Origin of the sequence: Paraburkholderia kirstenboschensis (assembly GCF_032806925.1) — a bacterium.
Taxonomy (GTDB): domain Bacteria; phylum Pseudomonadota; class Gammaproteobacteria; order Burkholderiales; family Burkholderiaceae; genus Paraburkholderia; species Paraburkholderia kirstenboschensis.
Genome location: NZ_CP136511.1, coordinates 67,416 through 89,915 on the forward strand (window position 1 = coordinate 67,416; position 22,500 = coordinate 89,915).

At 59.7% G+C, this 22,500-nt stretch carries 19 protein-coding genes and 4 pseudogenes; 7 read left to right on the forward strand and 16 right to left on the reverse strand.

Going from position 1 to position 22,500, the window contains the following annotated elements; all coding sequences use genetic code 11:
- Positions 1 to 9 precede the first annotated feature (9 nt).
- Positions 10 to 774: an IS21-like element helper ATPase IstB gene (gene istB, locus RW095_RS00340; protein ID WP_317016671.1), complete on the forward strand. Its 765-nt coding sequence runs from the start codon at positions 10 to 12 to the stop codon at positions 772 to 774.
- A gap of 140 nt (positions 775 to 914) precedes the next feature.
- On the opposite strand, the pseudogene RW095_RS41090 reads toward istB, so the two are convergent.
- The 3 genes and pseudogenes from RW095_RS41090 to RW095_RS00350 all read right to left on the reverse strand — a co-directional run.
- Positions 915 to 1,229: pseudogene (locus RW095_RS41090) on the reverse strand (IS3 family transposase); the annotation flags it as partial.
- Positions 1,226 to 1,588: a transposase gene (locus RW095_RS00345; protein ID WP_317015771.1), complete on the reverse strand. Its 363-nt coding sequence runs from the start codon at positions 1,586 to 1,588 to the stop codon at positions 1,226 to 1,228. The pseudogene RW095_RS41090 and the gene RW095_RS00345, both read right to left, overlap by 4 nt.
- A 1,973-nt stretch (positions 1,589 to 3,561) precedes the next feature.
- Positions 3,562 to 4,146, reverse strand: a complete 585-nt coding sequence (locus tag RW095_RS00350) for a DUF4142 domain-containing protein (protein WP_317015772.1) — start codon at positions 4,144 to 4,146, stop codon at positions 3,562 to 3,564.
- 1,384 nt (positions 4,147 to 5,530) lie between these two features.
- On the opposite strand from RW095_RS00350, the gene RW095_RS00355 reads away from it, so the two are divergent.
- A complete protein-coding gene (locus tag RW095_RS00355; protein ID WP_317015773.1) occupies positions 5,531 to 5,689 on the forward strand; it encodes a hypothetical protein in 159 nt (52 codons plus the stop codon).
- Positions 5,690 to 5,780: 91 nt separating this feature from the next.
- A complete protein-coding gene (locus RW095_RS00360; protein ID WP_317015774.1) occupies positions 5,781 to 7,832 on the forward strand; it encodes a S9 family peptidase in 2,052 nt (683 codons plus the stop codon).
- 171 nt (positions 7,833 to 8,003) lie between these two features.
- Here RW095_RS00360 and tnpB (RW095_RS41095) read toward each other — a convergent pair whose 3' ends face one another.
- A complete protein-coding gene (gene tnpB, locus RW095_RS41095; protein WP_394365052.1) occupies positions 8,004 to 8,186 on the reverse strand; it encodes an IS66 family insertion sequence element accessory protein TnpB in 183 nt (60 codons plus the stop codon).
- 54 nt (positions 8,187 to 8,240) lie between these two features.
- Here tnpB (RW095_RS41095) and RW095_RS00370 point away from each other — a divergent pair.
- Together RW095_RS00370 and ltrA are read left to right on the forward strand one after the other, a co-directional pair.
- A pseudogene (locus tag RW095_RS00370) lies at positions 8,241 to 9,035 on the forward strand (IS30 family transposase); the annotation flags it as partial.
- Between the two features lie 526 nt (positions 9,036 to 9,561).
- Complete coding sequence (gene ltrA, locus RW095_RS00375; protein ID WP_317015775.1) at positions 9,562 to 10,488, forward strand: group II intron reverse transcriptase/maturase; 927 nt, start codon at positions 9,562 to 9,564, stop codon at positions 10,486 to 10,488.
- Between the two features lie 20 nt (positions 10,489 to 10,508).
- Here the strand turns inward: ltrA and tnpC are convergent, their stop codons facing one another.
- The 3 genes from tnpC to tnpA are packed head-to-tail and all read right to left on the reverse strand — an operon-like array spanning position 10,509 to position 12,883.
- Entirely contained in the window at positions 10,509 to 12,077 is a 1,569-nt protein-coding gene (gene tnpC / locus RW095_RS00380; protein ID WP_317015776.1) for an IS66 family transposase, read from the reverse strand.
- A 30-nt stretch (positions 12,078 to 12,107) separates the two neighbouring features.
- Positions 12,108 to 12,452 carry an IS66 family insertion sequence element accessory protein TnpB gene (gene tnpB / locus RW095_RS00385; protein ID WP_006051687.1) on the reverse strand — a complete coding sequence of 115 codons (345 nt, stop codon included), beginning with the start codon at positions 12,450 to 12,452 and terminating at the stop codon, positions 12,108 to 12,110.
- Positions 12,449 to 12,883, reverse strand: a complete 435-nt coding sequence (tnpA, locus tag RW095_RS00390; RefSeq protein ID WP_317015778.1) for an IS66-like element accessory protein TnpA — start codon at positions 12,881 to 12,883, stop codon at positions 12,449 to 12,451. The genes tnpB (RW095_RS00385) and tnpA overlap by 4 nt, the downstream gene beginning before the upstream one ends.
- Positions 12,884 to 13,023: 140 nt before the next feature.
- Between tnpA and RW095_RS41100 the strand changes: the two genes are divergently transcribed.
- Positions 13,024 to 13,323, forward strand: a complete 300-nt coding sequence (locus RW095_RS41100; RefSeq protein ID WP_394365053.1) for a group II intron maturase-specific domain-containing protein — start codon at positions 13,024 to 13,026, stop codon at positions 13,321 to 13,323.
- Positions 13,324 to 13,402: 79 nt separating this feature from the next.
- Positions 13,403 to 13,627 (forward strand): annotated as a pseudogene (locus RW095_RS00395) (transposase); the annotation flags it as partial.
- A gap of 292 nt (positions 13,628 to 13,919) precedes the next feature.
- On the opposite strand, the pseudogene RW095_RS00400 reads toward RW095_RS00395, so the two are convergent.
- The 9 genes and pseudogenes from RW095_RS00400 to RW095_RS00440 form a co-directional block, all read right to left on the reverse strand.
- A pseudogene (locus tag RW095_RS00400) lies at positions 13,920 to 14,300 on the reverse strand (MarR family winged helix-turn-helix transcriptional regulator).
- A 97-nt stretch (positions 14,301 to 14,397) separates the two neighbouring features.
- Positions 14,398 to 15,549, reverse strand: coding sequence for an acyltransferase (locus tag RW095_RS00405; protein WP_317015779.1), 1,152 nt, complete (start codon positions 15,547 to 15,549; stop codon positions 14,398 to 14,400).
- Positions 15,550 to 15,599: 50 nt separating this feature from the next.
- Positions 15,600 to 16,523, reverse strand: coding sequence for a glycosyltransferase (locus RW095_RS00410; protein ID WP_317015780.1), 924 nt, complete (start codon positions 16,521 to 16,523; stop codon positions 15,600 to 15,602).
- Between the two features lie 2 nt (positions 16,524 to 16,525).
- Positions 16,526 to 17,686: a UDP-galactopyranose mutase gene (glf, locus tag RW095_RS00415; protein ID WP_317015781.1), complete on the reverse strand. Its 1,161-nt coding sequence runs from the start codon at positions 17,684 to 17,686 to the stop codon at positions 16,526 to 16,528.
- Positions 17,687 to 17,753: 67 nt separating this feature from the next.
- Positions 17,754 to 18,782: a WavE lipopolysaccharide synthesis family protein gene (locus RW095_RS00420; protein WP_317015782.1), complete on the reverse strand. Its 1,029-nt coding sequence runs from the start codon at positions 18,780 to 18,782 to the stop codon at positions 17,754 to 17,756.
- A gap of 2 nt (positions 18,783 to 18,784) precedes the next feature.
- Positions 18,785 to 19,819, reverse strand: a complete 1,035-nt coding sequence (locus RW095_RS00425; RefSeq protein ID WP_317015783.1) for a hypothetical protein — start codon at positions 19,817 to 19,819, stop codon at positions 18,785 to 18,787.
- Positions 19,816 to 20,556 carry a glycosyltransferase family 2 protein gene (locus tag RW095_RS00430; protein WP_317015784.1) on the reverse strand — a complete coding sequence of 247 codons (741 nt, stop codon included), beginning with the start codon at positions 20,554 to 20,556 and terminating at the stop codon, positions 19,816 to 19,818. The genes RW095_RS00425 and RW095_RS00430 overlap by 4 nt, the downstream gene beginning before the upstream one ends.
- Complete coding sequence (locus tag RW095_RS00435) at positions 20,486 to 22,096, reverse strand: phosphotransferase (protein ID WP_317015785.1); 1,611 nt, start codon at positions 22,094 to 22,096, stop codon at positions 20,486 to 20,488. Before RW095_RS00435 ends, RW095_RS00430 begins: the two co-directional genes overlap by 71 nt.
- Positions 22,087 to 22,476: an HAD family hydrolase gene (locus RW095_RS00440; protein ID WP_317015786.1), complete on the reverse strand. Its 390-nt coding sequence runs from the start codon at positions 22,474 to 22,476 to the stop codon at positions 22,087 to 22,089. The genes RW095_RS00435 and RW095_RS00440 overlap by 10 nt, the downstream gene beginning before the upstream one ends.
- Positions 22,477 to 22,500 lie beyond the last annotated feature (24 nt).

Here is a 22,500-nt window from a genome sequence, read left to right on the forward strand (position 1 = left end):
GCGCCTCTCATCCAGACTGTCGCGCCACACACTGTCGACAAACTGCACGCGCTGCGCCTGCCCGGCATGGCGGCGGCGCTTGCCGAGCAACAGTCCCAGGACGGCATTGACCGGCTGGGCTTTGAAGAACGTCTGGGGCTGCTGGTCGAGCGTGAATCCAGTGAACGTGACTCGCGACAAACGGCGGCCCGGCTGCGCCGGGCCAGACTGAAGGTCCCCGACGCATCGCCTGAAGACATCGACTATCGCACCGCACGCGGACTGGATCGCGCGCTTACCGCCCGACTGCTGACCGGTGAGTGGCTTCGGGAGAGGCAGAACCTGATCCTGGTTGGCCCGACCGGGCTCGGCAAGAGTTGGTTGGGTTGCGCCTTCGCTATCCAGGCGTGCCGTCAGGGGTTCTCTGCCTGCTATCTGCGCGTGCCGAAACTGAACGAGGAACTGGCGATCGCACACGGCAGCGGGCGCTACGCGCGGTGGCTTGCACAACTGGCCAAGACGGATCTCGTGATTCTCGACGATCTGGCCATGGCGCCGCTGACCGATTCCGCGCGGCGCGACCTGCTGGAGGTGCTCGATGACCGGCACGGACACCGATCCACGCTGGCCACCAGCCAGATTCCAGTGGATCACTGGCATGAAGCGATCGGCGAGCCGACCGTCGCCGACGCGATCCTCGACCGGCTCGTGCACAACGCACATCGCATCACCCTCGCGGGCGAATCACTGCGCAAGACGCGTAGCCGATTGACCGCGAAGCAGCAGTCCGAGTAAAAAGGCAAAGGTCCCGCGTCGCTGCGCTCAGTTCGTTCGCGATGGTGTGGAATCCTTGTTCTCTTTGCCGTGGAATCACGATTCACTTTGCAGTGGAATGGCTGTTCTCTTTGCGTGGAATACGCACGCAGCACCCGGTAGAACGTCGATTCTGAGGCGATATAGCGGCCCTGGTCGGCCAGGCGAGGGACGATCTGGCTCGGTGGCAGATGACCGAATTCGACAGAGTTGGCCACCGCCAGCAGTTCGGCGCGCTCATCGGTCGACAGCTTGTGGACAGCATCATGATGGCGTAAGGTGCGCCCATCCACTGCTTCAGGACCGCCGCCTTGCCAGCGCTGCAACGTGCGCGCGCTTAGCCCCAGCACGGTACATGCGCGTGCCTGACGAGCCCCGGCTGTAGTCGCCTCACCGATCAGCTCGCGCAATGTCGCGCGCTCTTCGGGGGAACTCATTCGCCCTCGTCCCCGAACAGCGCCTGATACTTTTTTGAAAGTACCAGCAACGCGGCTGCCTCCGCTAAAGCCTTTTCCTTGCGTTTCAGTTCACGCTGCAGTTGCGCATTGGCCTGTTTCAGCTCGCGCAGCTCTGGGGCGTTTGCACGTGCGCTACTCGCGGTGCCGGCCGAGCAGAACCGGGCGCGCCACTGGTCCAGATGATGGGCAAACAAGCCCCGTTCACGGCACCACGCGTTCAGCGCCTCGTCGCTCAGTCCATGGCTCTGCTGCAAGGCCAGCAGGCGCTCTTCCAAAGACCAGTCTTCCGGGCGCCGTGCATTGACTGGCCCCGGGTTGCGGTTTGCGGCGTTAGACACGCGGATCCACTTCCTCTAGGTTAATACATTCATGTTCAGTTCCGAGGCAACCGTTCCTACGGACCGGTTGCCTCGTTGCAGGACCTTTGCCAGCGCCTGCTCCCTGAATTCGACACAATACGTCTGTTTGGCATTCAACCTGCACCTCTGTGTTCTTCAAATTAAGAAAATTCAGAGGCGACATCTAGTGTGACGCAGGGGGAGGATAGCTGTTTGCCCATGGGCTGGGCGCAACATCCACTGACAGCGCGAGACGCAAACCGGTCCGGGTCCGCTTTAGCAGCAGTGTTGACGGCATCGTCCGGATTTTTTGACGGCCTCGCGTGCGCATGTGACAAGATCGCATCGTTTCCCGGCGTGGCAGTGTTGCAGGTCTCGTCAGGCCTAACGACAGAAGAGGCTATGTCGGCGCGTCAAGTGGACGGCGCAGCGCCGTAGCGATCGGGTCACGGGGTCACGTAAATAAGGCCGCGATCGCAAGCACGGTGGCTCTTCTGATGTCGCGCGAGCAATGCCGGTCATTCCTTCGTGCGTCTCTCGTCCTCCATGTGCCGCGTGAGTATACGGCGAATGGCTTCCAGTCGCCACACTGGCCACCATTACCTGGCCGAATTGGCCAGCGCTAGCACTTAGCCGAGATCGGCGCCGCTTGGTTGCGGCGCCACCGTTCGCCTGTGGACTATCGTCGGGTATGGTGCAGTGCGAATAATGTAACATCATGGCCGCCTTCACCGTTTTATCGTCCCCTGGTCTTCACGATCAGTGGTCTCGCGGGTTGAACGCGTGGCAGTCCTCAGGAAGCGCCGTATGTGTCATCGTCTTGTCAGGACGACAAGCATCAAGCGGACGGCGCGACTTCTCGAGCCAGGGTGCGCAAAAACAGAGCGGTCCTATCGATCGATGCATCCAGGCCAACCGCGCGCCGGCGCCGGGCGCCGGGCGCCGGTGCGATGACAGCGAGCCGCCCAAGTTCGCTGACAGCCACGAGGCTTCCCGGCGCTAGTGCGCGTCCGCAGTTTTCGCATGCGGGTTTTAAGCGCGCCAACAGCTGGTTGGCACCGGCATACCCGCCGTCCATGGACAGCGCGCGGAGCGAAAACCGGGAACGGTCCCACGCTTTGGCAGGAAGCTGCGCCTCGCAAATCTCCACTATGGAGCCGCGGCTTTCACATACGCACCGCAGATAGAAGATGACGCATCTTTGCATTGCCAGGGAGGCCGCACCAAAAGCCGTTGCAAGAGCACGCGAAAAAACTGGCTCGTTCACGCAGTGTTGCCCCAGCATAAGTCAGCATAGGCCGTACCTATGGACGCATTGCGTGGCGTGGACTATCAAGACCCTACGATCGAGCCCACGAGGTGTCATCATCCGAACAACGTGTCACAGGATACGATCGTTCCTTTCCAGTCAGCGGGCCGCCCGTGAGCCGTTAGTGGCTGAATCGCAGTGCCGGTAGCGCAACCGCCAGCGCCGGATGCGGCGATGATTGTCATGATGGCTGCGACGAAAGCATGTTCCTTGTTCGCAGCAGAAAGAAATGATGTCGCCGTGCTGCTGTCCGCGTCGAGATTATTACCGCCCGGTCTCTGTTCCGGCTTGTCCGCAGTCGTGCTGGGTTCCCCCCCTAGACGTTTCCAGCGTCCGATAAGTTCGTCTCAGCTACGTTTTGCTCTTATGTCCTGCGCGGCCAGGCCATTTCGCCGCGCGGGGGCTCACGCGCCGGGTCAGGCTTGGCGCGACATGCCGCGGCGCATTCCACCTCCCCACACTCCTCGTCCATCTGACGTCCGTGCAGATGTCCTGCTCGGGCCACGCACTGCGCAGGATCCCGGGTCGACGCCCATGTGCCGTGCCTCAAAGGGTGCGCGCGCGCCATGTCCCGGCATCGTTAGACGCCGCCTTCATTACGACTGGACGATGATCGGATGCAGGCGCATGACGAGTGGTACGTTAAGGGGGACGAACGTCGCCGCTACTGCGACGACGCCTTCCGTAGTCCATGTAACAGTTGGGCGGCATGCTGGAGATGATTCGTTCCCACCGGCACGCCTCGTTCAGCAAACGCTTTGACATCAGGGTCCTCGCCGCTTTGCGCCTCGCTTTTGTATAGTCCATTGCCCATCATATGAATGTGCACCTGCGCAACCGCGTATTCCCGGTCGAACGCGGCACCGGACATATGCGCGAGCTCGTCGTACAGTGTCCGGCTCGCGGGGTCCATGCTCTTCAGAAGGCGAACTTTCTTCCGGTCTGCGAGCTCGGAAAGCTCCGCGTTGATGCGAGTATGTTCGGCCACCATGCGCTGCCCAAACGACCGAACGTCAGCTGAAGCTCCACGTTCGGAGGCCAGCTTCCCAAGCTCAATCTCAGACGTACCTACGCTCGCCGCGGTCAACATGAACTGCTGGTCGCTCGGCGTGACATCTGCTTCCGACTGCATTAACCGACAGCCGCCTGTGGCTAGAGCGCCCGCAAACACTAGCATTGGAACAAGTTGGTGAATGCGTGACCTGTGTTTCGTTGCTCGGCGAAACACACCGCCCCTGGCGTGCATCATGATTTACCACTCCTTGAGACCATCGCACTTTGATTTCGTCCCGACACCCAACGCATATCGATGCGACGGCGTCGTACCGCTTCAATCTGCAGGTGCAGCATGAGGTATTCCTAGCGGCGATGACAACGGGTAACGTAGTAGAACGCGAAAGGCGCACCGGCGGCTACAGGAAGTGCTTATGTAGTTGGGCAGGAGGTTCGCACGGAAGACGGCCTTGCCCCGATCGCATGAGCGAGCGACCGGATTTGCGATGCTTACGACGCCCTGTGCTACGTAGTCGAGTGGGGCGTTGGGCAAGGCACCGCTAGAGACGAACAAAATGTCAAAAGCATTTGAGCCGGACGACTTCTGGCTGTACCGCCGCATCCCTGACTTGGACGATGGCTCTCACGGGACAATGCGGCTTGGCGCGTTGTCGTCGCCAGACAGCGACGCCGCAGTAATCCGAGTCCAGTATGGCTGGTTCATCCTGACGGGGCGACCGGCGACCTTCTCGTTTCCTCTTCGGCGGTTTGAGCGAGCTCTTCTGTTCCCTGTATGCAAGCCAGGCAGCGCGGTGGCGATGCGGACGTCACGGCGTTTGTCACGCTAGGCCGCGCTCTGACGGGCCCTTGTCGTTGCTTTGCACCGGCGCCGACACCACCTGGGCCGGCGCCGTGCTCGCTGCCGGCCCTTGTATGGTTCAGGGTATTTTGTCACTGCCCGCTTTGCTGATACCGGTCGCCGCGGGTTTGCCGGACCTATCGGCTTGCGTGTCCTGCCTGATTCGTCTAGCGGGGGCTGCAGTCTTGATGATCGACCGTCCATTTGCGCATGGCGCGGTGCCGTTAGCGACGTACACCAGCCGCTCGCTGGTGCAAGCACCCGGCACCCGTACTGTCGAACGCGGCTGGCTCGACCGGCGTTTGTCTAACGCTTGGGGGGCGAGCACCTCCCGTGCAATATTCGCGCGTAAGAGGCGCAATTTTGACCAGTCGCAACGTCGGCGAGCGATGCGCTGAGTGAGCATACCGGGGCGTCCGGCAAAAGAAGGGCAACTCCCGCGCCCTATCGGCGGGCCTTTCTTTATTGGCGCCAGCTTCGGGATACGCGCCGATTAACAGTTCGCTCCCATGACGCCTGAAGGTCTGCGTCGGCACGCGTCGCCCAGTCAATTTTGCGGGCAGAGCAAAGTGAATAAACATCAACACGCGGCGGATAAGGCGAAGCCCGTACCCCTTCGACTTACCGCCGTATGTGCTGCAATCCGGGTTATGGGCCTCACGGGGACCGGTCGCGTTCCCACGTTAGGATAGCGAATCACATCGTCGGTCGGTATCGCGGCACGCAAGATGCTCGACTAATCGCGCGTCGCTTGGCGCGCCAAACCTACCGGAGAAAGATCATGACGAATCAGGAAAACCAGCGCAACGAGCAGAACCAGCGCAACCAGCAAAATGAGCAGGAGCGCAACCAGAAACAGGAGAACAGAAACGAGAACCGTAACGAGAACCGCAATGAAGAAAACCGGGAAGAACAACAGCGCCGGAACGAACAGAAGTGACCCTGCGCAGTCGCTTTAAGGACGAATAAGCCAATGCGTGTTGCCAAGGCGACTGGCATATAGCGCAAGGCCCCGTTTGGAGACGACTAAAATGTCGACTGCATTTGAGCCGGACGATCTCTATCTGTACCGGGACATCACCGATTTGCAATGCCGGCCACAGGGCGACCTGGCAGCTTGTGAGTTGTCATCGCCCGAGCGTGATACCGACAGCAATCAGAGTTCGATCTGGCTCATTTATCTCGACGGTGGCCGACCACCTCATCAACTCACATCTGGCGGGTCCGACTCGGCGCCTCGCTGGTGTCCCACCGACAATGCGCTCGCGTTTCTTTCTAACCGGGGTGACGGTCGTCAGGTCTACACCATCCGAACCGATGGCGGAGAGGCGAAACGCCTGACTAACTTGCCCTCCGGTGCGATGTCATTCGGGTGGGCTCCGGACGGCAGGAAGCTCTTTGCGCTATGCACGATATCGGCCGATCCCGAGAAGCGCGGCCTCACGCAGGACGATAACGACGAGGGCGCAGGCCGTCCGGCCGACGCGCCGCGGCTCATATGGCGGCTTCCTTATAAGATCGACGGCGCCGGTTACACGCTCGACACCGAGATTCATCTCTACACCATCGACGCGCAAACCGGCGAATCATGCCGCCTGACGCGGGGATCATTCGAAGTAAGCGGCGCTGAATGGTCGGCTGACAGCAAACGCATCGCGTTCACACGAACCCGTGAGGGACGCGTCGCACACCGAACCGACGTTTGGGTCATCGACGCCGACGGTAACAACGCGCGACAGATCACTAGCACAGTAGCATCGGCGGGCTTCCCGCGATGGTCTCCCGATAGCCGGTTCGTCGCATTCACCGGCAGTGAGCATGACGGCGATGCGCAGATGCGGCTGTGGTTACACGACCTTCATACTGGCGAAACGTGCGGACTTGGTGACGAGAGCATAGAGGTAGTTTCCGGGAGTACGGTGTTCTGGTCGCATGATTCAAAACGCTTGTATTGTGTTCTGGCGCGTCACGGCAGGCAGGAAGTCGCGGCCGTCTCGGTGCCGGATGGACAACTCGAGCGCCTGGTTACTGGCGACAGGCAAGTTAGCCAGCTCTCGATCGGCGAGAACCGTCTGCTCTACACCTCGGAAGACGGTCGCACGCCGAGCGATGTGTGGGCTTCGCGCCTCGACGGCACCTGCGCGCAGCGGCTTACGGATTTCAATCCGTGGTGGCGCGAACGGACGGTCCCCATAGTCACCCTGCGCCAATTCGAAGTCCCGGACGGAGACGGCGGAACGGAACGGGTTGACGGCTGGTGGCTGGCGCCGCCCGGCCGCAAAGCACCGGGGCCGCTTCTTGTTGACGCACATGGAGGCCCGGCGAGTTATGCGTTGCTGAGCTTCAACTGGCATGTCTACTGGTACATCCTCATGTCGCAAGGGTGGGCAATACTTGCTCTGAACCCGGTCGGCTCGAGCAGTTACGGAAGAGATTTCAGTTCGCGAGCGCGCAGAAAGTGGGGCAAGTGTGACCTCGACCAGCAGCTAGCCGCAGTGCAAACGCTGCGCAAAGAAGGGCTGGTCGACGAAAGGCTCGCCATCACCGGCAAATCTTATGGCGGCTTCCTCAGTGCGTGGGCGATCGGCAATACCACCGCATTCCGCGCCGCAGTCGTGTCAGCACCTGTCACCAGCATCGAGACGCACTTTGGTGTCTCCGACAGCGGCTATTACTCCGACTGCTACTCGATGTACGGCAAGCCGAACGTAGAGCGAGACGCAATGCGTGAGCTGTCGCCGCTCAGCTACGTCGAGAAAGTGCGCACGCCGACATTGATCCTGCAGGGCGAAGCCGACGAGCGTTGTCCCGTCTGCCAGGCAGAAGAACTGTTCACCGGCATCATGGCCACAACCGACACACCGGCGGAACTGGTCACTTACCCGGGCGGAAGTCACCACTTCTTCGAATCCGGCCGACCGTCGCATCGTAAGGACATGCTGACGCGTCTGACTGGCTGGCTGGAAAAATGGGTCGAGCAACCGCTGCGGGGCGACACGGTCCAGTCCTGCGCGCCTAAAAACGGTGAACGTACTCCAGGGCAGCCCACCATATCTGATCGGACGACGGAGCCGGCGTCGTAGTGCGAACCGTTCTGGTGGTCCCGTGTGCCAGTCCGGGGCGACCAATCCGTTACGCGCATCCTTGCTTACCGCAAATGCAGGCGCGCGCGCCGCGTGCGGCTTGCACTACCTGCCTCGGGAAAAAAAGGCGGAGAGGCAGCGCCGTAGACAGCGGCCGGCGTTTTGCATAACTTACCATCCACCTTGTATTTGAGCGGTGGTCAACGCCACGACGCCGGCGTCGGCGGGGGGCCGTGCAAAACGCCCTTTCTCAAGACGCTTTGCAAATAGACATAGGCCGCCATCGCTCGAGTACAACGCCTTCAACAGATCACCACGGCGCCCCCTGACGATAAAAAAACATGGCCGCCGTATGGATCGGCGGCCTCAAAACCGAAGTGCAACACCTATCTCGTATAAGGTGTCGCAATGCCCGACCAAACTTCGTACCAGCAGCTTCAACCTGAAGAACGCCGCGCCATCGCAAGCCTGCGGCTACAGGATGTGAGTATTCGGGCCATGGCCCGAATACTCGGGCGCTCGCCGGCCACCGTGAGCCGTGAACTGACTCGAAACAGCTCTCCTGCTGGCTACGCATCGGTGCCGGCTGAAGCGCTCAGCGCCGCCCGCCGTAGCGCGGGCCGCCGCGCCGCGAAGCTTTGCCTGCAAAGCGTCTGCTGGCGCATCGTTCTCACCCTGCTCGATTGGAAATGGTCGCCCCAGCAGATATCGGGCACACTCAAGCGTATGTATCCGACCGACCCGACCCAGCAGGTTTCGCACGAAACCATCTACACGGCCATCTACGCCCAGCCGCGCGGTGAACTGCGCCGTCAGCTCATTGCCTGCCTGCGCCACGGCCACAGCACGCGTATGCCGCGCACACGCGGCACAGACAGGCGCGGACAGATTCCGGATATGGTCAGCATTCATGTGCGGCCGCCCGAAATCGAAGACCGACTGCTGCCTGGTCATTGGGAAGGCGACTTCATCAAGGGCGCCGGCAACCAATCTTCGGTCGGCGTTCTGGTCGAACGGACCAGCCGCCTAGTGCTGCTCGCCAAGATGGAAGATGCCACCGCCGCTTCAGCGTTGGCGGGCTTCTCTGCCAAACTCAACTCGATTGCCGCGCCCTTGGGACAAACCTTCACCTACGACCAGGGCAAAGAAATGTCGCGCCATCAAGAACTCACTGCTGCCGCTGGCGTACGCGTCTACTTCTGCGGTGTGTCACGAACACAAGTGAGAGCTTGTGATGCTGTATCAAAGATGGGAGCAGGCCTCCCGAAGTCGGCTTGCAGGAGCAGGCTTCAAACCGCCCGGTGCTGCTGCGTTCAAAAGACGTGGTGGTGAGCGACCGTGGAAAAGGCGTCCGGTTCAGGACGTCAGGTACGTATTGAGAAGATGAGCGAAAGCGAACCGTCCGATGACGCATCGTTATAGACCCAAGGTACTGCCAAAACTGGAGTCGCACAGAAGCTCCAGGATCAGTCGGGACGGCACCTGTTTACGGACCCGTCGGCAGTCGGTGTATAGGCGGCATGAGCTCAATGCAGGCTTTGGTATGGAACGTGAGAACCTCTCGCTGGATGCAAAGGGAAATGACAAATGGCCAACACCATAAGGAAGAATACCGATGCCAGCGCGAGGGGCGGAGTCGCCCGTAGTAGCGTTGAAACTTCTGTAATGGGAGCGGAGCGAAGGGGCGGCGTTAGCCGGTTGACGAAGGTCACCAACCTGCATGGCGGGGATGAGTGACATGACATCAACAAAACCGTATTGCATTGCGAAGCGAACGGTGTGGGAGGCGTACCAGTTGGTGAAGGCCAACCGCGGCGCTGCCGGCGTGGACGATGAAACGATCGCCATGTTCGAGCAGAACCTGTCGGGAAATCTGTACAAACTGTGGAACCGGATGTCATCGGGATCGTACTTCCCGCCGCCGGTGAAGCAGGTGGAAATTCCGAAGGCCAAGGGCGGCACGAGAAAGCTGGGCGTGCCTACTGTGTCTGATCGAGTCGCTCAAACTGTTGCCAAGCTCATGATCGAGCCGATACTCGATCCGGTGTTTCATCCCGATTCGTATGGATACCGGCCGGGTAAGTCGGCGAAACAGGCGATTGCCGTCACGCGCAAGCGTTGCTGGCAGTACGACTGGGTCGTTGAGTTTGACATCAAGGCGGCGTTTGACCAGATCGATCATGCGTTGTTGATGAAGGCGGTGCGAAACCACATCAAGGAAGACTGGATCCTGCTGTATATCGAGCGGTGGCTTACTGCGCCATTCGAGACTGCAGACGGTGCCCGACTACCTCGGCAGAGGGGAACCCCGCAAGGCGGAGTAGTCAGTCCTATCCTGATGAATCTGTTCATGCATTATGCGTTCGACAGCTGGATGACGCGGACTTACCAACAACTTCCTTTCGCCCGCTACGCCGATGACGCAGTGGTTCACTGCCGCAGTCACGGGCAGGCGGAAGAAGTGATGCGAGCTATCGCATCACGGCTGGAGCAGTGTGGTTTGACGATGCATCCGGAGAAGTCGAAGATCGTGTACTGCAAGGACGTGAACCGCAGCTTGGCTTATCCGAACGTGCAATTTACCTTCCTCGGTTTTACGTTTAGAGTAAGCGGCTCAGCTGGGCCGTTTGTCCACGCTCGTGCGTGTGAGGCATGATGGTGAACTGGAGCTGCCGGTCAGGTGGCGGAATGCGGCGGACTGGCTCGCGTGTGCAGCTTGTCGGCCACACACCAAGGCAGGAGCTCGTCGATGCAGTTGATTTTGTGATCGGCGATGTGGGTCAGTACATAGTCCAGGTAGGCACGCGGATCGATGTCATTCAGTGCGCAAGTGCCAATCAGGGCGTACATCGCGGCTGCCCGTTCGCCGCCGCTGTCTGAGCCGGCGAATAAAAAATTTTTCCGGCCCAGGCTTACACAACGCAGCGCGTTCTCAGCGATGTTGTTGTCGATCTCGAGCGTACCGTCTTCGCAATACAACGTCAGTGCGCTCCACTGGTTCAGCGTGTAGTTGATCGCCTTGGCTGTGTCGGACTTCGACGATAGCGTTTCAAGCTTTGCCCTGAGCCACGCTTCGTAGATTTGAAGCAGTGGTCTAGCTTTCTCCTGCCGTATTCGCAGCCGTTCGGCGGCCGGCCTGCCGCGAATGGAGGCCTCGATGTCATAGAGGCCTCCAATATATTCGAGTGCCTTTTGTGTCGTGTCAGATGGTGTGCGCACGTGGATGTCGTAGAACTTTCTCCGCGCGTGGGCATGACATGCCGCCTCGCGTATCGAGCCATCGCGGAACAATTCGTCGAAGCCTGCGTAAGCGTCCGCTTGCAGAATCCCTTTGAAGCTGGCGAGATGGGTTTGAGGATGGATGCCTTGCCGGTTCGGCGAGTATGCGAACCAGACCGAAGCCGGTTGCGTCGAGCCGGAGCGGCGATCGTCGCGCACGTAGACCCACAGCCGGCCGGTGCGGGTCTTCCTGCTGCCCGGTGCGAGCACCGGGATCGGCGTGTCATCCGCGTGCAGCTTGGCGGCCGACACCGTATAGCGGCGCAGCGCCTCTGTTAGCGGTGCGCACAGCGCCTCGCACTGGCCGACCCAGCGGCCCATGCTGGCCCGGTCAAGCGTCACGCCGTCGCGGGCCGCGATCGTCGATTGCCGGTACAACGGCTGGTGGTCTGCATACTTCGAGACGAGGATGTCTGCCAGCAAGCTCGGATGGGCAATGCTCCGTCCGATCGGCAGGCCGGGCATCGGCGGCTGGGTGATCGTGCTGCAGCATGGGCAAACCAGTTTGCGGCGGATCGTGCGAATGACCTTGAACGCGGCTGTGACCCGGGCGAGTTGTTCGGACACGTCCTCGCCGAGCACCTGCATTGGTTGACCGCAGTCCGGGCAATTCGATTCGGGCTCGAGTACATGATCCTCGCGAGGCAGATGTACGGGAAGCGCTTGCTTCGAAGCCGCTTCGTCCGTCGTTGCGTTCGAAGTAGACGCATTTGCACCACGGGCCTGCGCACGCTGCACATCCACAACGCCGCGCCCGGCGGCCAGATCCTCAAGTTGAGTCTCGAGCGTCTCTATTTGCCGCTGCAGCTGCTCGGACTTGCGACCGAAGTGCATGCGCCTGAGCTTGTCGATCTGTGCCTTGAGCTGCTCAATTTCGACATCGCGTTCGGCAAGCAGACTACGGGCCTCGACCAGCAAGGCCTTCAGGAGTTCGACATCGTCAGGGAGATCGGCGCCGCTCGACATGCGCCGTAGTTTACGAGTCTGCCGCGCGGTTTACAACATCGATAATGCGGCGGTGCGACGGGGCTGTCGCCAGTCGATGCCCTCAAGCAGCATCGACAGTTGTGCAGAGCTCAGATGGACCTTCCCACCGTCGGCCTTGGGCCATATAAAACGGCCTCGTTCAAGCCGCTTCGCAAGAAGCCAGATTCCGTCCTCCGTGGCCCAGAGAATCTTTACCAGATCGCCCCGACGGCCCCGGAAGATGTAGACGTTGCCGCCCAGTGGATTCTCTTCAAGCGCGGTTTGCACCTTCGCTGCCAACCCCTGAAACCCGCATCGCATATCGGTAACGCCTGCGGTGATCCAGATGCGCGTGCCTGCCGGCAGGGAGATCATGAGCGCAGACTTCCCAACACGATCCGCAGCGTATCGGCATCGACCAGGCCGTCCACTTTAACTACCACACGACCGATCCGGATCTCGATCGCGCCGACAGGTGGTACAGGCTTCGCGCTCTGCACTTGCGCTTCTGCCGGAGCTGATGCCATGACCTCCGTCGGCGAGTCGCTTAGCAATACGACCGGAATGAGCCCGGCAGATCGAGCTTGCTGATCGGCCAGATATCGCCGCCGCCAGGTGAACAGCATGTTCGCGTTGATGCCATTCTCCCGGGCCAGCTTTGCGACTGATACGCCAGGCTCGCAAGCTGCTGCTGCCAGTCGATCACGAAGCTCCCGGGGGTAGTTAGGGCGTCCCGTACGGGAACCCGGCTTCTTCTCTGCAGACTGTGTCAAAGTGGTGCCCATCAGATCGGAAATGATGGACATCACTTTGATGTCTCCCTCAGCCACCGTCTACAACGGCCGGCACGAGCCGCTTACCGTTTAGACCGCGACAGGCAATGAGCAGGTACAACCGGCGATTCACCAGTTTCCTGCCGGCGGCGAGCAACGATGCGCTGAAACGGATGAGGCAAACGGTACGGAGTTGGCAGATACATCGTCGGACTCCAGCCACGCTTGAAGACTTTGCGCAGCAATGCAATCCAACGATACAAGGGTGGTGGAACTACTATGGGGCGTTCTATCGAACGGCGATGTATGCGATCTTCCAATATGTCGATCGGAAGCTCGAGCGCTGGTCCAGACGGAAGTACAAGACACTGTCGCGACACAAACGACGTAGCGCTGAATGGCTACGCAAGATGGCAGCTGTCTACCCACGGTTGTTCGTTCACTGGCGGGTCGCTGGGGCAACGGTTGGCTGACGGGAGCCGTATGAGGCGAGAGTCTCACGTACGGTTCTGCGAGAGGCTTGAGGTGCAACCCCTCTGGCCTACTTACCACCCGCACAGCCCCTGGCAGCGCGGGACCTGCGAAAACACCGACGGATTGCTTCGTCAATATTTACCTAAAGGCACCGACCTATCGGTCTAGAGTCAGGACGAACTCGACGGCATCGCCGACAGCCTGAACAGCCGGCCTCGGGCGACTCACGCGTTCCATTCTCCATTCGAGGTCTTCGCCGCCACGCTCGCCGCAGGGCGCCAACCTCACGGTTCTAAACAGTAGACTCCGTGTTGCACTTCAGTTTGAGACCGCCCTGACGAAAAGCGCCGCACCCGAAAAGGTCGGCGCCTTTTCTTTGGCGCTTCGATGGCTCGACATCGCTCGCTCCCGGTTATCCGTCGTCACAATAGCTGGCTTGTCAGATACTAGCAACGACGCGACGTGAAACTCATTGTCTCATCGCCGGCGACAGTTTTTTACCGTAGAGGGAGAGCCGGCGAAGTCCGCGACGAACCGTGCCTGAGTCGCTCCGGAATTTACGCAGCAAGCACCGTATTTCGACCAGTTGAGATTTTCAGAAGTCGGTGAGCCGTGCGTTCAGAACCTCGGCGCGACCTGAGGAACCTCAACGGCAACGGCGATGCCTTCTTTCGCAAGTGAGACCTTGGCCACGCGGCGGTCGCTCTGGTCGCCCGAACGCGGCAGAAGGCCTTTGGTCTGGAGCTTGTCGAGCATGCGCGTCATCAGACTGGTGTCGATAGCGAGCATTTTCGACAACTCGAACGGGGTAGACGCGAGCCCTTGACAAGCACCAGCATGATGCCCATTTGCTGGCTGGAGATATCCAGATCCCGATCGCCGCGTCCATTTCGGCGACCATCAGATTGCGCGCCTTCACCAACTGCAAACCGACGCTCTCCGTCAGCCTGAAATTATCTTTGTTGTAGTGACGCACGCAACGGCTCCTGAGTGATCCGCGATCTAACTGATCGGTCAGATATTATCAGAACAGTCTGGGAACCCTGATCTGCCGCGATGTCGCGAGCGAAGCATCACACCACCAGTTTGCGCAGTACCGGAATCCTGGAAAGAACCAGCGCATACCCGAAGCTCAAGGCCACGATAACGATCAGCGCGGGCGGCAACAGCGCGTAGTGCGCCGCCCACTGCTGCTGCAACAGACGCAGGACAACATGCAATATCGCAAGATGTATTAGATAGACGCCGAAACTGAGCCTGCTACAGTACTCGCTCGCTGAGCGCATTCTTTCGCTGCGTACATTCACGCGCAGCAACATGAGAAAGAGACAGGCAGAAGGTATTGCCGTGAACAGACCGCGGTAGTCGGTTATGGCGTGATGGAAATGCGGGTCGTTCTCCCTGTAATAGTAGCACTGCACGCCAATTGCGATGGCCATGCTCAGCAATCCGGTGCACGTCAGCTTCCAGGTCGGCCAGTGTCGGGCCATCTCCGTGTTCACGAAAAGATGCCCGAGCACGAAGTAAATGACATAGCTGCCGAAGAACTCCACGCTTTCTGCGGTCCATATGCGATCTTTCGTTAATGCTACGGTCGTGAAAGGCAGCATAGTCATCACAACGCCGACCACACAGTAAGCGCGCAACGTTGAAACCGGAGCCATGCGGGAGATGGCATTGATGAACGGCGCCGCGAGGTACACGCCGATTAACGCGGGAATAAACCAGAGGTGGAAGGCGTCGCGCATTCGCCCCACCGCCAGATCCTGCAGACGGCTCCAGATGTTGAAGTCGTCCTCGTAGTGCATCAGGTAGGCAACGTAGTTCGTGCCGAGATAGTAGAGCACCAGCAGCACGACGAATTGCGGAATCCTCTTCTTGTAAAACCGGACAATATGCGTCGGGTCAGCGCGTGGAATGACCAGCGCGCCGGAGATCATGAAAAAGATCGGTACGGCAAGCCGGCCAATTGCGTTGAGAACGGCGTGAAGCGCCCACTCAGTCCCTGTTGCCTGCGCGGCGATCGGGTCGAAGATGCGGTCATTCAGGTGGATCATCACCACCAGCACGATCGCCAGCGCGCGCGAGAGATCCAGCTGCGCATTGCGTTCCTTCTCATGCGTCGCCATCGGGGCTTGGGAGCCCACGGTCGCGCCCATGCCGTCCGCGGCATCCCGATCACCAGGCAGATTCTTTAATGTTCCGGAACGGTAAAACCACAGCATGCTAGCACCCTTGCAGGGAATACTGCACATGACCGATGCGGTTGAGCGGCTCAGTATCCAGACGTTGGCAACGTTGGCGCGGCCACTGTGCTAGAGGACCCACCCAGTTCACCCAGCTTGCCGCGATTGCCATCCGCTACCGCGCGGCACATCATCGCCATGCTGCGCAACTGCCACGGATGGCTCGAAATCGCCCATAGAGCGACTCCAATGAGTGAGGCGCGCACCGCGGCAAGCAGGCGCCATCGGCTATACATCGTGGCTACAGCAATCCTGTTGCGAACGTTGTAATAGTGACGTACGCCGAACGCATGGTGACGCATGCGCGATTCCGCCTGCCGCAGGTGCTTTATCCGGCTTGCAGGAACCAGCCATAGCGTAAAGCCGCTCGCCTTCAGGCGTAGCGAGTATTCGGTGTCGTCATAGGCGATGAAGTAGTCGCTGCGCGGCAGTCCTGCCACGCCCACTGCATGTGCGCTGACGAGAAAGCCGACGAACGAGCCGGTATCGATCCCCACCGCCCGCTCACTGTAGGCCGCGGCGGCGACGGTTCGCTCACGGCCAAACAACGGGTCGAAATAGCGGCGGTGCTGCAACGCGATAGCGTCGAATTCTTCCACCGTAGAGCACAAAGCGCCCGTGTCGTCCGGTAAATGCGGGCGCGCCGCGAGCAGCCGCTGCAGCGCATGCGTAAGCGGCACGGCGTCGTCATCGAGAAGCCACACCCAGTCCGCGCCGCGAGCGACCGCCGTTTGCAACGCCTGCGCAAAACCGCCGGCACCGCCCACGTTGTACTCGCTTCGCAAGACGGTAAGCCCTCGCCTTTCCATCAGCATATCCTGCGTCGCCTGGTCGCTGGCATTGTCGAAGACGATGATCTCATCGGGCGGCCTGCTCTGCGCGAACAATGCGTTAAGTACACGTCCGAGCAGGTTGGGACGGTTTCGGGTGACAACAACGGCAGTGACTTTCATGATCAGATAGGTGCGGTGTAGAAAGCAGAAGGCGCCTCGCCGCTCGAGTCCTGTCGAATGAATTGACGTGCTGCGTCCAGCGCCTCGCGTATTGCAGCGTCCATATCGATGTAGCGGTACGTTCCAAGACGTCCGACGAAACTCACACCGCGTTCTTCGTTTGCACGCGCCACATAACGGCCCAGCAATTCCCGTTCACGAAGCAAACGAATTGGATAGAAAGGGACGTCGCCGGGTCCGCACTCGGCGCTGTACTCGCGGTAAAGGATCGACTCCTCGTGGCTCTCCCACGGCGCGAAGTGCTTGTGTTCGTAACTACGGGTCCAAGGCACGTCCTCGTCGCAATAGTTGATGACGGCGTTGCCTTGTAAATCGCCCGTTCCACGCACCGTCTCGAAGCGAAGTGTCCGGTATCCGAGCCGCCCCAGCGCATAGCCAAACCATGCGTCGAGCGATCCGCTGTAAAAGATGTGGCGATATTCGTCGCGTAACGACGCGTCGAAACGGTTATTGAGGCTCACATGAATCCTCGCATCGTCGAGCATCCTCTCGACAAGGCTCGTATAGCCGTCGACTGGAATACCTTGATACGCGGAGTGATAGTAGTTGTCGTTGTAATTGAAGCGGACCGGTAAGCGCCGCAGGATGCTTGCCGGAAGCTGCGCCGGTTCGGTGCCCCACTGCTTTCTCGTGTATCCGTAAAGAAAGGTGCGGTAGATATCCGGGCCGACTACGTTTAACGCCTGCTCCTCGAATGAGGTCGGAGCCCCGTCGCTTTGCGTCGTGCACTGCTGCACCCAGGCGCGCGCCTCTTGCGGCGTGAAATTGGTGCCGAGCAGCTGGTTGATCGTATGCAGATTGATCGGCAACGAATAAACCTTGCCTTTGCAGACCGCCTTCACGCGGTTCACAAAAGGCCCGAACCGACCGAAGCGGTTTACGTATGTCCAGACTTCTTCGTCGTCCGTATGAAAGATATGAGGACCGTAGACGTGCACCATGATGTCGGTACGAGCGTCTCTCGCGGTATGGCAATTTCCGGCCACATGGGCGCGCTCTTCGACGACATCGACGCGATAGCCCGAGCGCGCAAGCTCATGCGCGATCACCGCTCCCGTGAATCCCGCACCGACAACACAGACCGTACGGTTCTCCGATCTCATCACGACACGACCCGAAACAGATTGCTAACAAGCGCCTTAACGGTAGCGAGGTGTCCCTCCCGCAAGCTCACTGAAATCTCCCCAGCAGCAGTACTGCGGCGCGGCGCAATGCGAAGCCGCCTTGCGTCGTAAACATCACTTTGTGCAGCGGTGTACTGGCGCGAAACCCGGCGCGCGTGAGCTTTTTGAGCTGACGCCGACGGGCGAGCAGCCTGTGCGTCGCCTCCTCGCTGCAATCGTCCAATGGGCCGCTACCCGATAGCGCGATCCAGTCGAGGTGCATGAGCGTGTTGATCTTTTGAAAGAGCGACGCGCCTACCCAGTCGTATTTCGGCATGCGCAGGCCGATTTGCCACGGATCGAGTAAGAGCGTTTCCTGCACAATGAACCGTTGAAACGACGCGAGCACATCAGGATTGGTGTCATTCAGCGATTCGGGTGTGGTGTACCCATAGCGCTTTGCGTAGTGAATGCAAACGTGCTGCTCGACAGCGAACCGCGCTCTGAAATTCCGTTCGAAAAACGTCGAATGCGGCGCATGGGGTTCGCGGTCGTACCAGCTGGCGTCGGCTGAGGTCACGATCGGTGCGCCCCAGTATTCGCGCAGGCGTTCGGTGCGGCCAAAGTGAAACCAGTCGCTCAGATGGAAAGGAACGCGCTCGAAAATCGTGGGGTCGAGCGTGAAAAACGAACTCGCGACTATACGGCTATCGGACCTTCCGAGGCGCGATGCGGCCTTGGCGTAGTCGATAAACCCTGCGTGCTCGAGCCAGCTATCCGTACGCAACTTGACCGCATATTTGGTCCTGGCAGCGTCGAGCCCCGCCAGCGTCGACACCAGCTGACGATTAACGTTATTGCCTTTTGGCGAGTCGTATTTGATCCCAGGCAAGCCGCCCGGATCGTCCGACTCCACGATGGCGTCAACCGCAAGGCCTCGCGGCAACTCTGCCCCTTTCCATGTCGACAGGATAATGTCCGCATTCGGCAACGCGCGACGCGTCTTTCGAACGTTTTCCCGAAGCGAGTCTTTGTCGGCGCCAACGTAGGGCTTTACCGCCCCTTGGAAAACCACGGTGATATCGCTCGTTTTCACGATCACGCTTCCCGATCTTGAGTGGGCCGCAGAGTCCCTGTGGGGAGCTGCTGAATAAAACGCCTGAGGGGATTGTCGAGCGAGCGCGGCACTCGCTTAACGCCGTACAGCGTGTCCACGCTAAACACTCGCCATATGCTGTTGCCGTCGTCCATCCATTCGAGGTCCCCAAGCCGTCTCGCCTGAGCGGAGCGCCCGGCAAAAGCGCGCCCATTCTTCGACGTGGCATGAACAGGTCGTGCGATAAGCTCGACCAGATCCGGTCTTAGCCGATAAAACGGTGTCTTGATGAACGCGTACTCGACGCAATACCTGAGCCCCGGCGCGCGCGTCCAGTTGTTACCGAACATCCATTCGAACTGTTGCAGAAACCGCCAGTACGCGCGGTCGAATACATGCGCCTCGGAAAACACGTAAGGCATCGCGTTGGGGGTCGCGCCCAGCGCCTTGGCCACCGTTGCAAAGACGACTTCTTCCTGCGGATAGTCGGCCGTCGCAAGCGCCTCCTGTCGCAAGATGTCGGCTATCTCGAACAACGTCGGCGCGTCGTAAAAGGCACCTTCTATTTGTGAGCCGAACAAAGCGCAGCCGCCAAGACGTTTTTGCACTGTCCGCAGAGCGGGATCGTAGAAAGCTTTGCGCGCGACCCACCAGTACGACTCCGGAAAAATCGGCCTAACATTGAACGCACGATCCTGAGCCGTAATATGCGAGAGGCAACCGGGCCGAATCAGCATGTCGTTGGACGCATGAAAGCAGATATGCGATGCGTCCCCGAGCGCGCGAATGAATGCAATGTTCGCAAGGTGCGCGCGCAGAATCCCGCCCCATGCCGTCCGCTCCCGTACCGGATTGATCAGGTAGTTATCGTTGCCGGCGCGGCGAAGAATGTCATGCAAGGCAGCAACGTCAATTGCAGCGTTGCTCGATACGTGCAATACCACGCGCGCCTGCGGCGCGTAGCGGGAAAAATTGGTCAGCTGGTCGGCAACCACGAGCGGCGCTTCGTGCACCGGCAGCGAAAAGTACACGGTCACGTTTGCACCTGCTGGCTCACCAGCGCTTCAAATTCGTCCGGGGTCCCTGCAAGTAGTACTTCGGATGCAGGCACTTCGTGATATGTGATGCGCCGGCCCTTTGCGATCAGCGCGTTATACATGGGCGCGATGTATAACTCGCGCCACTCCTTTTCGAACTCGGAAAAGTTATCAATCGCCGCGGTGCAGACAGACACGAAGTCCGCTGCCGACGCAAAATAGTACAGCCCTGTGCAGCACAGGTCGGAGATGCGCCGCTTCTCGGCAGTGGCCGCCACCAGCTTGCTCGTCGGCGAGAGCGGCCGCACGAAGGACCAGTGATCGCCCTGCGCGCGGAATACTTCCAGATAACCGTCGGCGTTCGCCGCTTCCGGCGGGAGCGTGTATCCCGGACGAATGGTATCGACGTTGAAAACAAGCAGCGCTTCGTCGCGGCGATAGGTGGCGCCTGTCATGCCGAGCAATACCGTTTCCGCCTGGCCGCGCGTCGGCGTGGCAAGTTCGACAATCTCGTAGTTCGATACACCGAGCGCGCGGCAAGACTCTTCAACAAAGCCCTTGGCCGCAAATTCCGCGCGCACGATAAACAAAAACTTCTCGGACTCGAAATACGCCTCGAACGAGCGAACGGTCAGCGAGAACAGAGACTGCCCGCCGATCTCCAGTTCATACTTGGGACGACTGAATCCCGCCGCGTAGAACCGGCTGCTGTTTCCGGCCATAGGTATTACTATCATTTTTCCATTCCGTATAGAGGCGCAGTGCGTTTGCCATCAGGCCGGTCTGGCGTTCCACATCGTCGGCATGTAGCGGAAGCATCGACAGGAACAGCAGAACCATGATCGGATAGCAGTCCCATTCTTCTGGCAGGCGTCCGCGGAAATGGGTGGACAGAAACACTTGCCGCACGGAGCTTGTCGAGCCTGAAGGCAATGTCAGGCGCACCTTTTTTCCCTCCACCGACGCATTGAATCGGCCCGCGATAATGAAGTCGTAGAGGCCGATGACAGAATGGGCGAGTTTGCCGACCTCATAGCGGAAATCGCCGAATAGCGTTTGTTCTCCGTCGCAATTCAGACCGCGCGGATCGATCAGCTTGACCTTGCCGCTCCTGAAATCGAACAGCACGTTGCTCAGGCAAAAGTCACCATGTACGAACGACGTTCGGTGGTTCGGCGAACGGAGGACGGCGTCCGCTGCTTCGTCGGCGATAGCCATCAGCGAGGGCACGCGCCTGCCTTCGAAAACCCAGGGCTCATGCAGGCTCACTCCCGATTCCGCGCCGAACTTCTCCAGACGCGATACCGTCTTGCCGCGGTATAACGCGTCCAGTTCCTGCCGGCTCACGCGATCATGCTCCGGGATGCTGAGCCGCTCAGTCGCCGAGAAAAAATTGTTGCAAGCCCGGAAGATCTTTGCCCACACCTTCTCCGGCAAATTTCCGAATACATAGAGTTCGTTAAGCGCCGCGAGCGGAAGATATTCGAGCGCATAGAAAGCCGGTTCGGCGCGTCCGACCTCGATGAGATTGGGCAGAAAAGATCTCACGCATCCGGGCGCGTTCTCGAACCAGTTGGCTTCAGCGAGAATCTTTCTGGAGTCGCGGCTGGTCTTTTGCAAGATGCCGTCGGCCACGGTGATGTCATTGAAAAAGCGTTGCGTCGTGACGTGTCGTTTTGACGAGAAATAGGTGTGAACGTGACCGAAGTCCAGCCAACTGCCTACGTCAACGAGTTCGAGCCGACTGACCGATGCCGAATAAGCCTCGATGGCCTCGATAAACGAGAGGCCGGTTGCCAGCAGGCGGCGTAACGCAACAGCGTCGGAAAACGAGAACATGCCGACCCAGACCTTGTCCTGCAACCCGGCGGTGCGTCGCTCATGGTGCCAGCGATAGTTCTCGTCCGATTCGCCTACTGCGAGCCAGTCCGAATGCGTGGGCAGCGGCTCGGTCACGAGCGTGTCGCCGAACAGGATGTCGATGCGGCCCTCGTGGCGCGTCTCGGCGAGAAAAGTCAGCGCGGCCGCGCCGAGCATGATCTGCGGCGCGGTGCGGAAGATCGCGACACCTGCTGCATCAAGATGCGCGAAGTCGATCGCGTCCACATCGAAATCCGCGGGCAGTGTCATGTTGACTCGCTTGTAGTGCTGCGCGAGCCGGCCGAGTTGATACGTATAGAGCCTGCGATTTCCGACTGGCAGGAAGCATGGCGGAATCTTGCCGAATTCCGATGCGAGTTCGCTCTCGACGTATTCGCCGGAAAGGATCAGAAGCACGGCGACTTCCCCTTTTCGGCGTCGAGCATCTGGACGATTTCTCCATACGACTTGGAGAGGAATTCCGACGGTCGTACAGCACGATCGTCTATATAGAATCCGTCATGACCGCACCATGGCTTGCCGACATGAATTTCGTCGAACGGCACGTTGTGGCGACGCAGCCACTCTATGGCGACCGGCAACGTATGAGCGTTGATCTTGCCGATGTTGCCTTCGTACGTGCGCATCGACCGGCTCGTGCTAATGACAATCACAAAGCCGTCTTCCTTGTATCGATGCAGCTGGTCGATCAGCGCTCTATTGGCAACCGCGTCCGCATAGCCGGAAGGCGCGCCTAGCGTGATTGTATGGTCCAGATCGACTATCAGTCTTTTCACCGTTCGCCTCGTCTCAATGTCTAC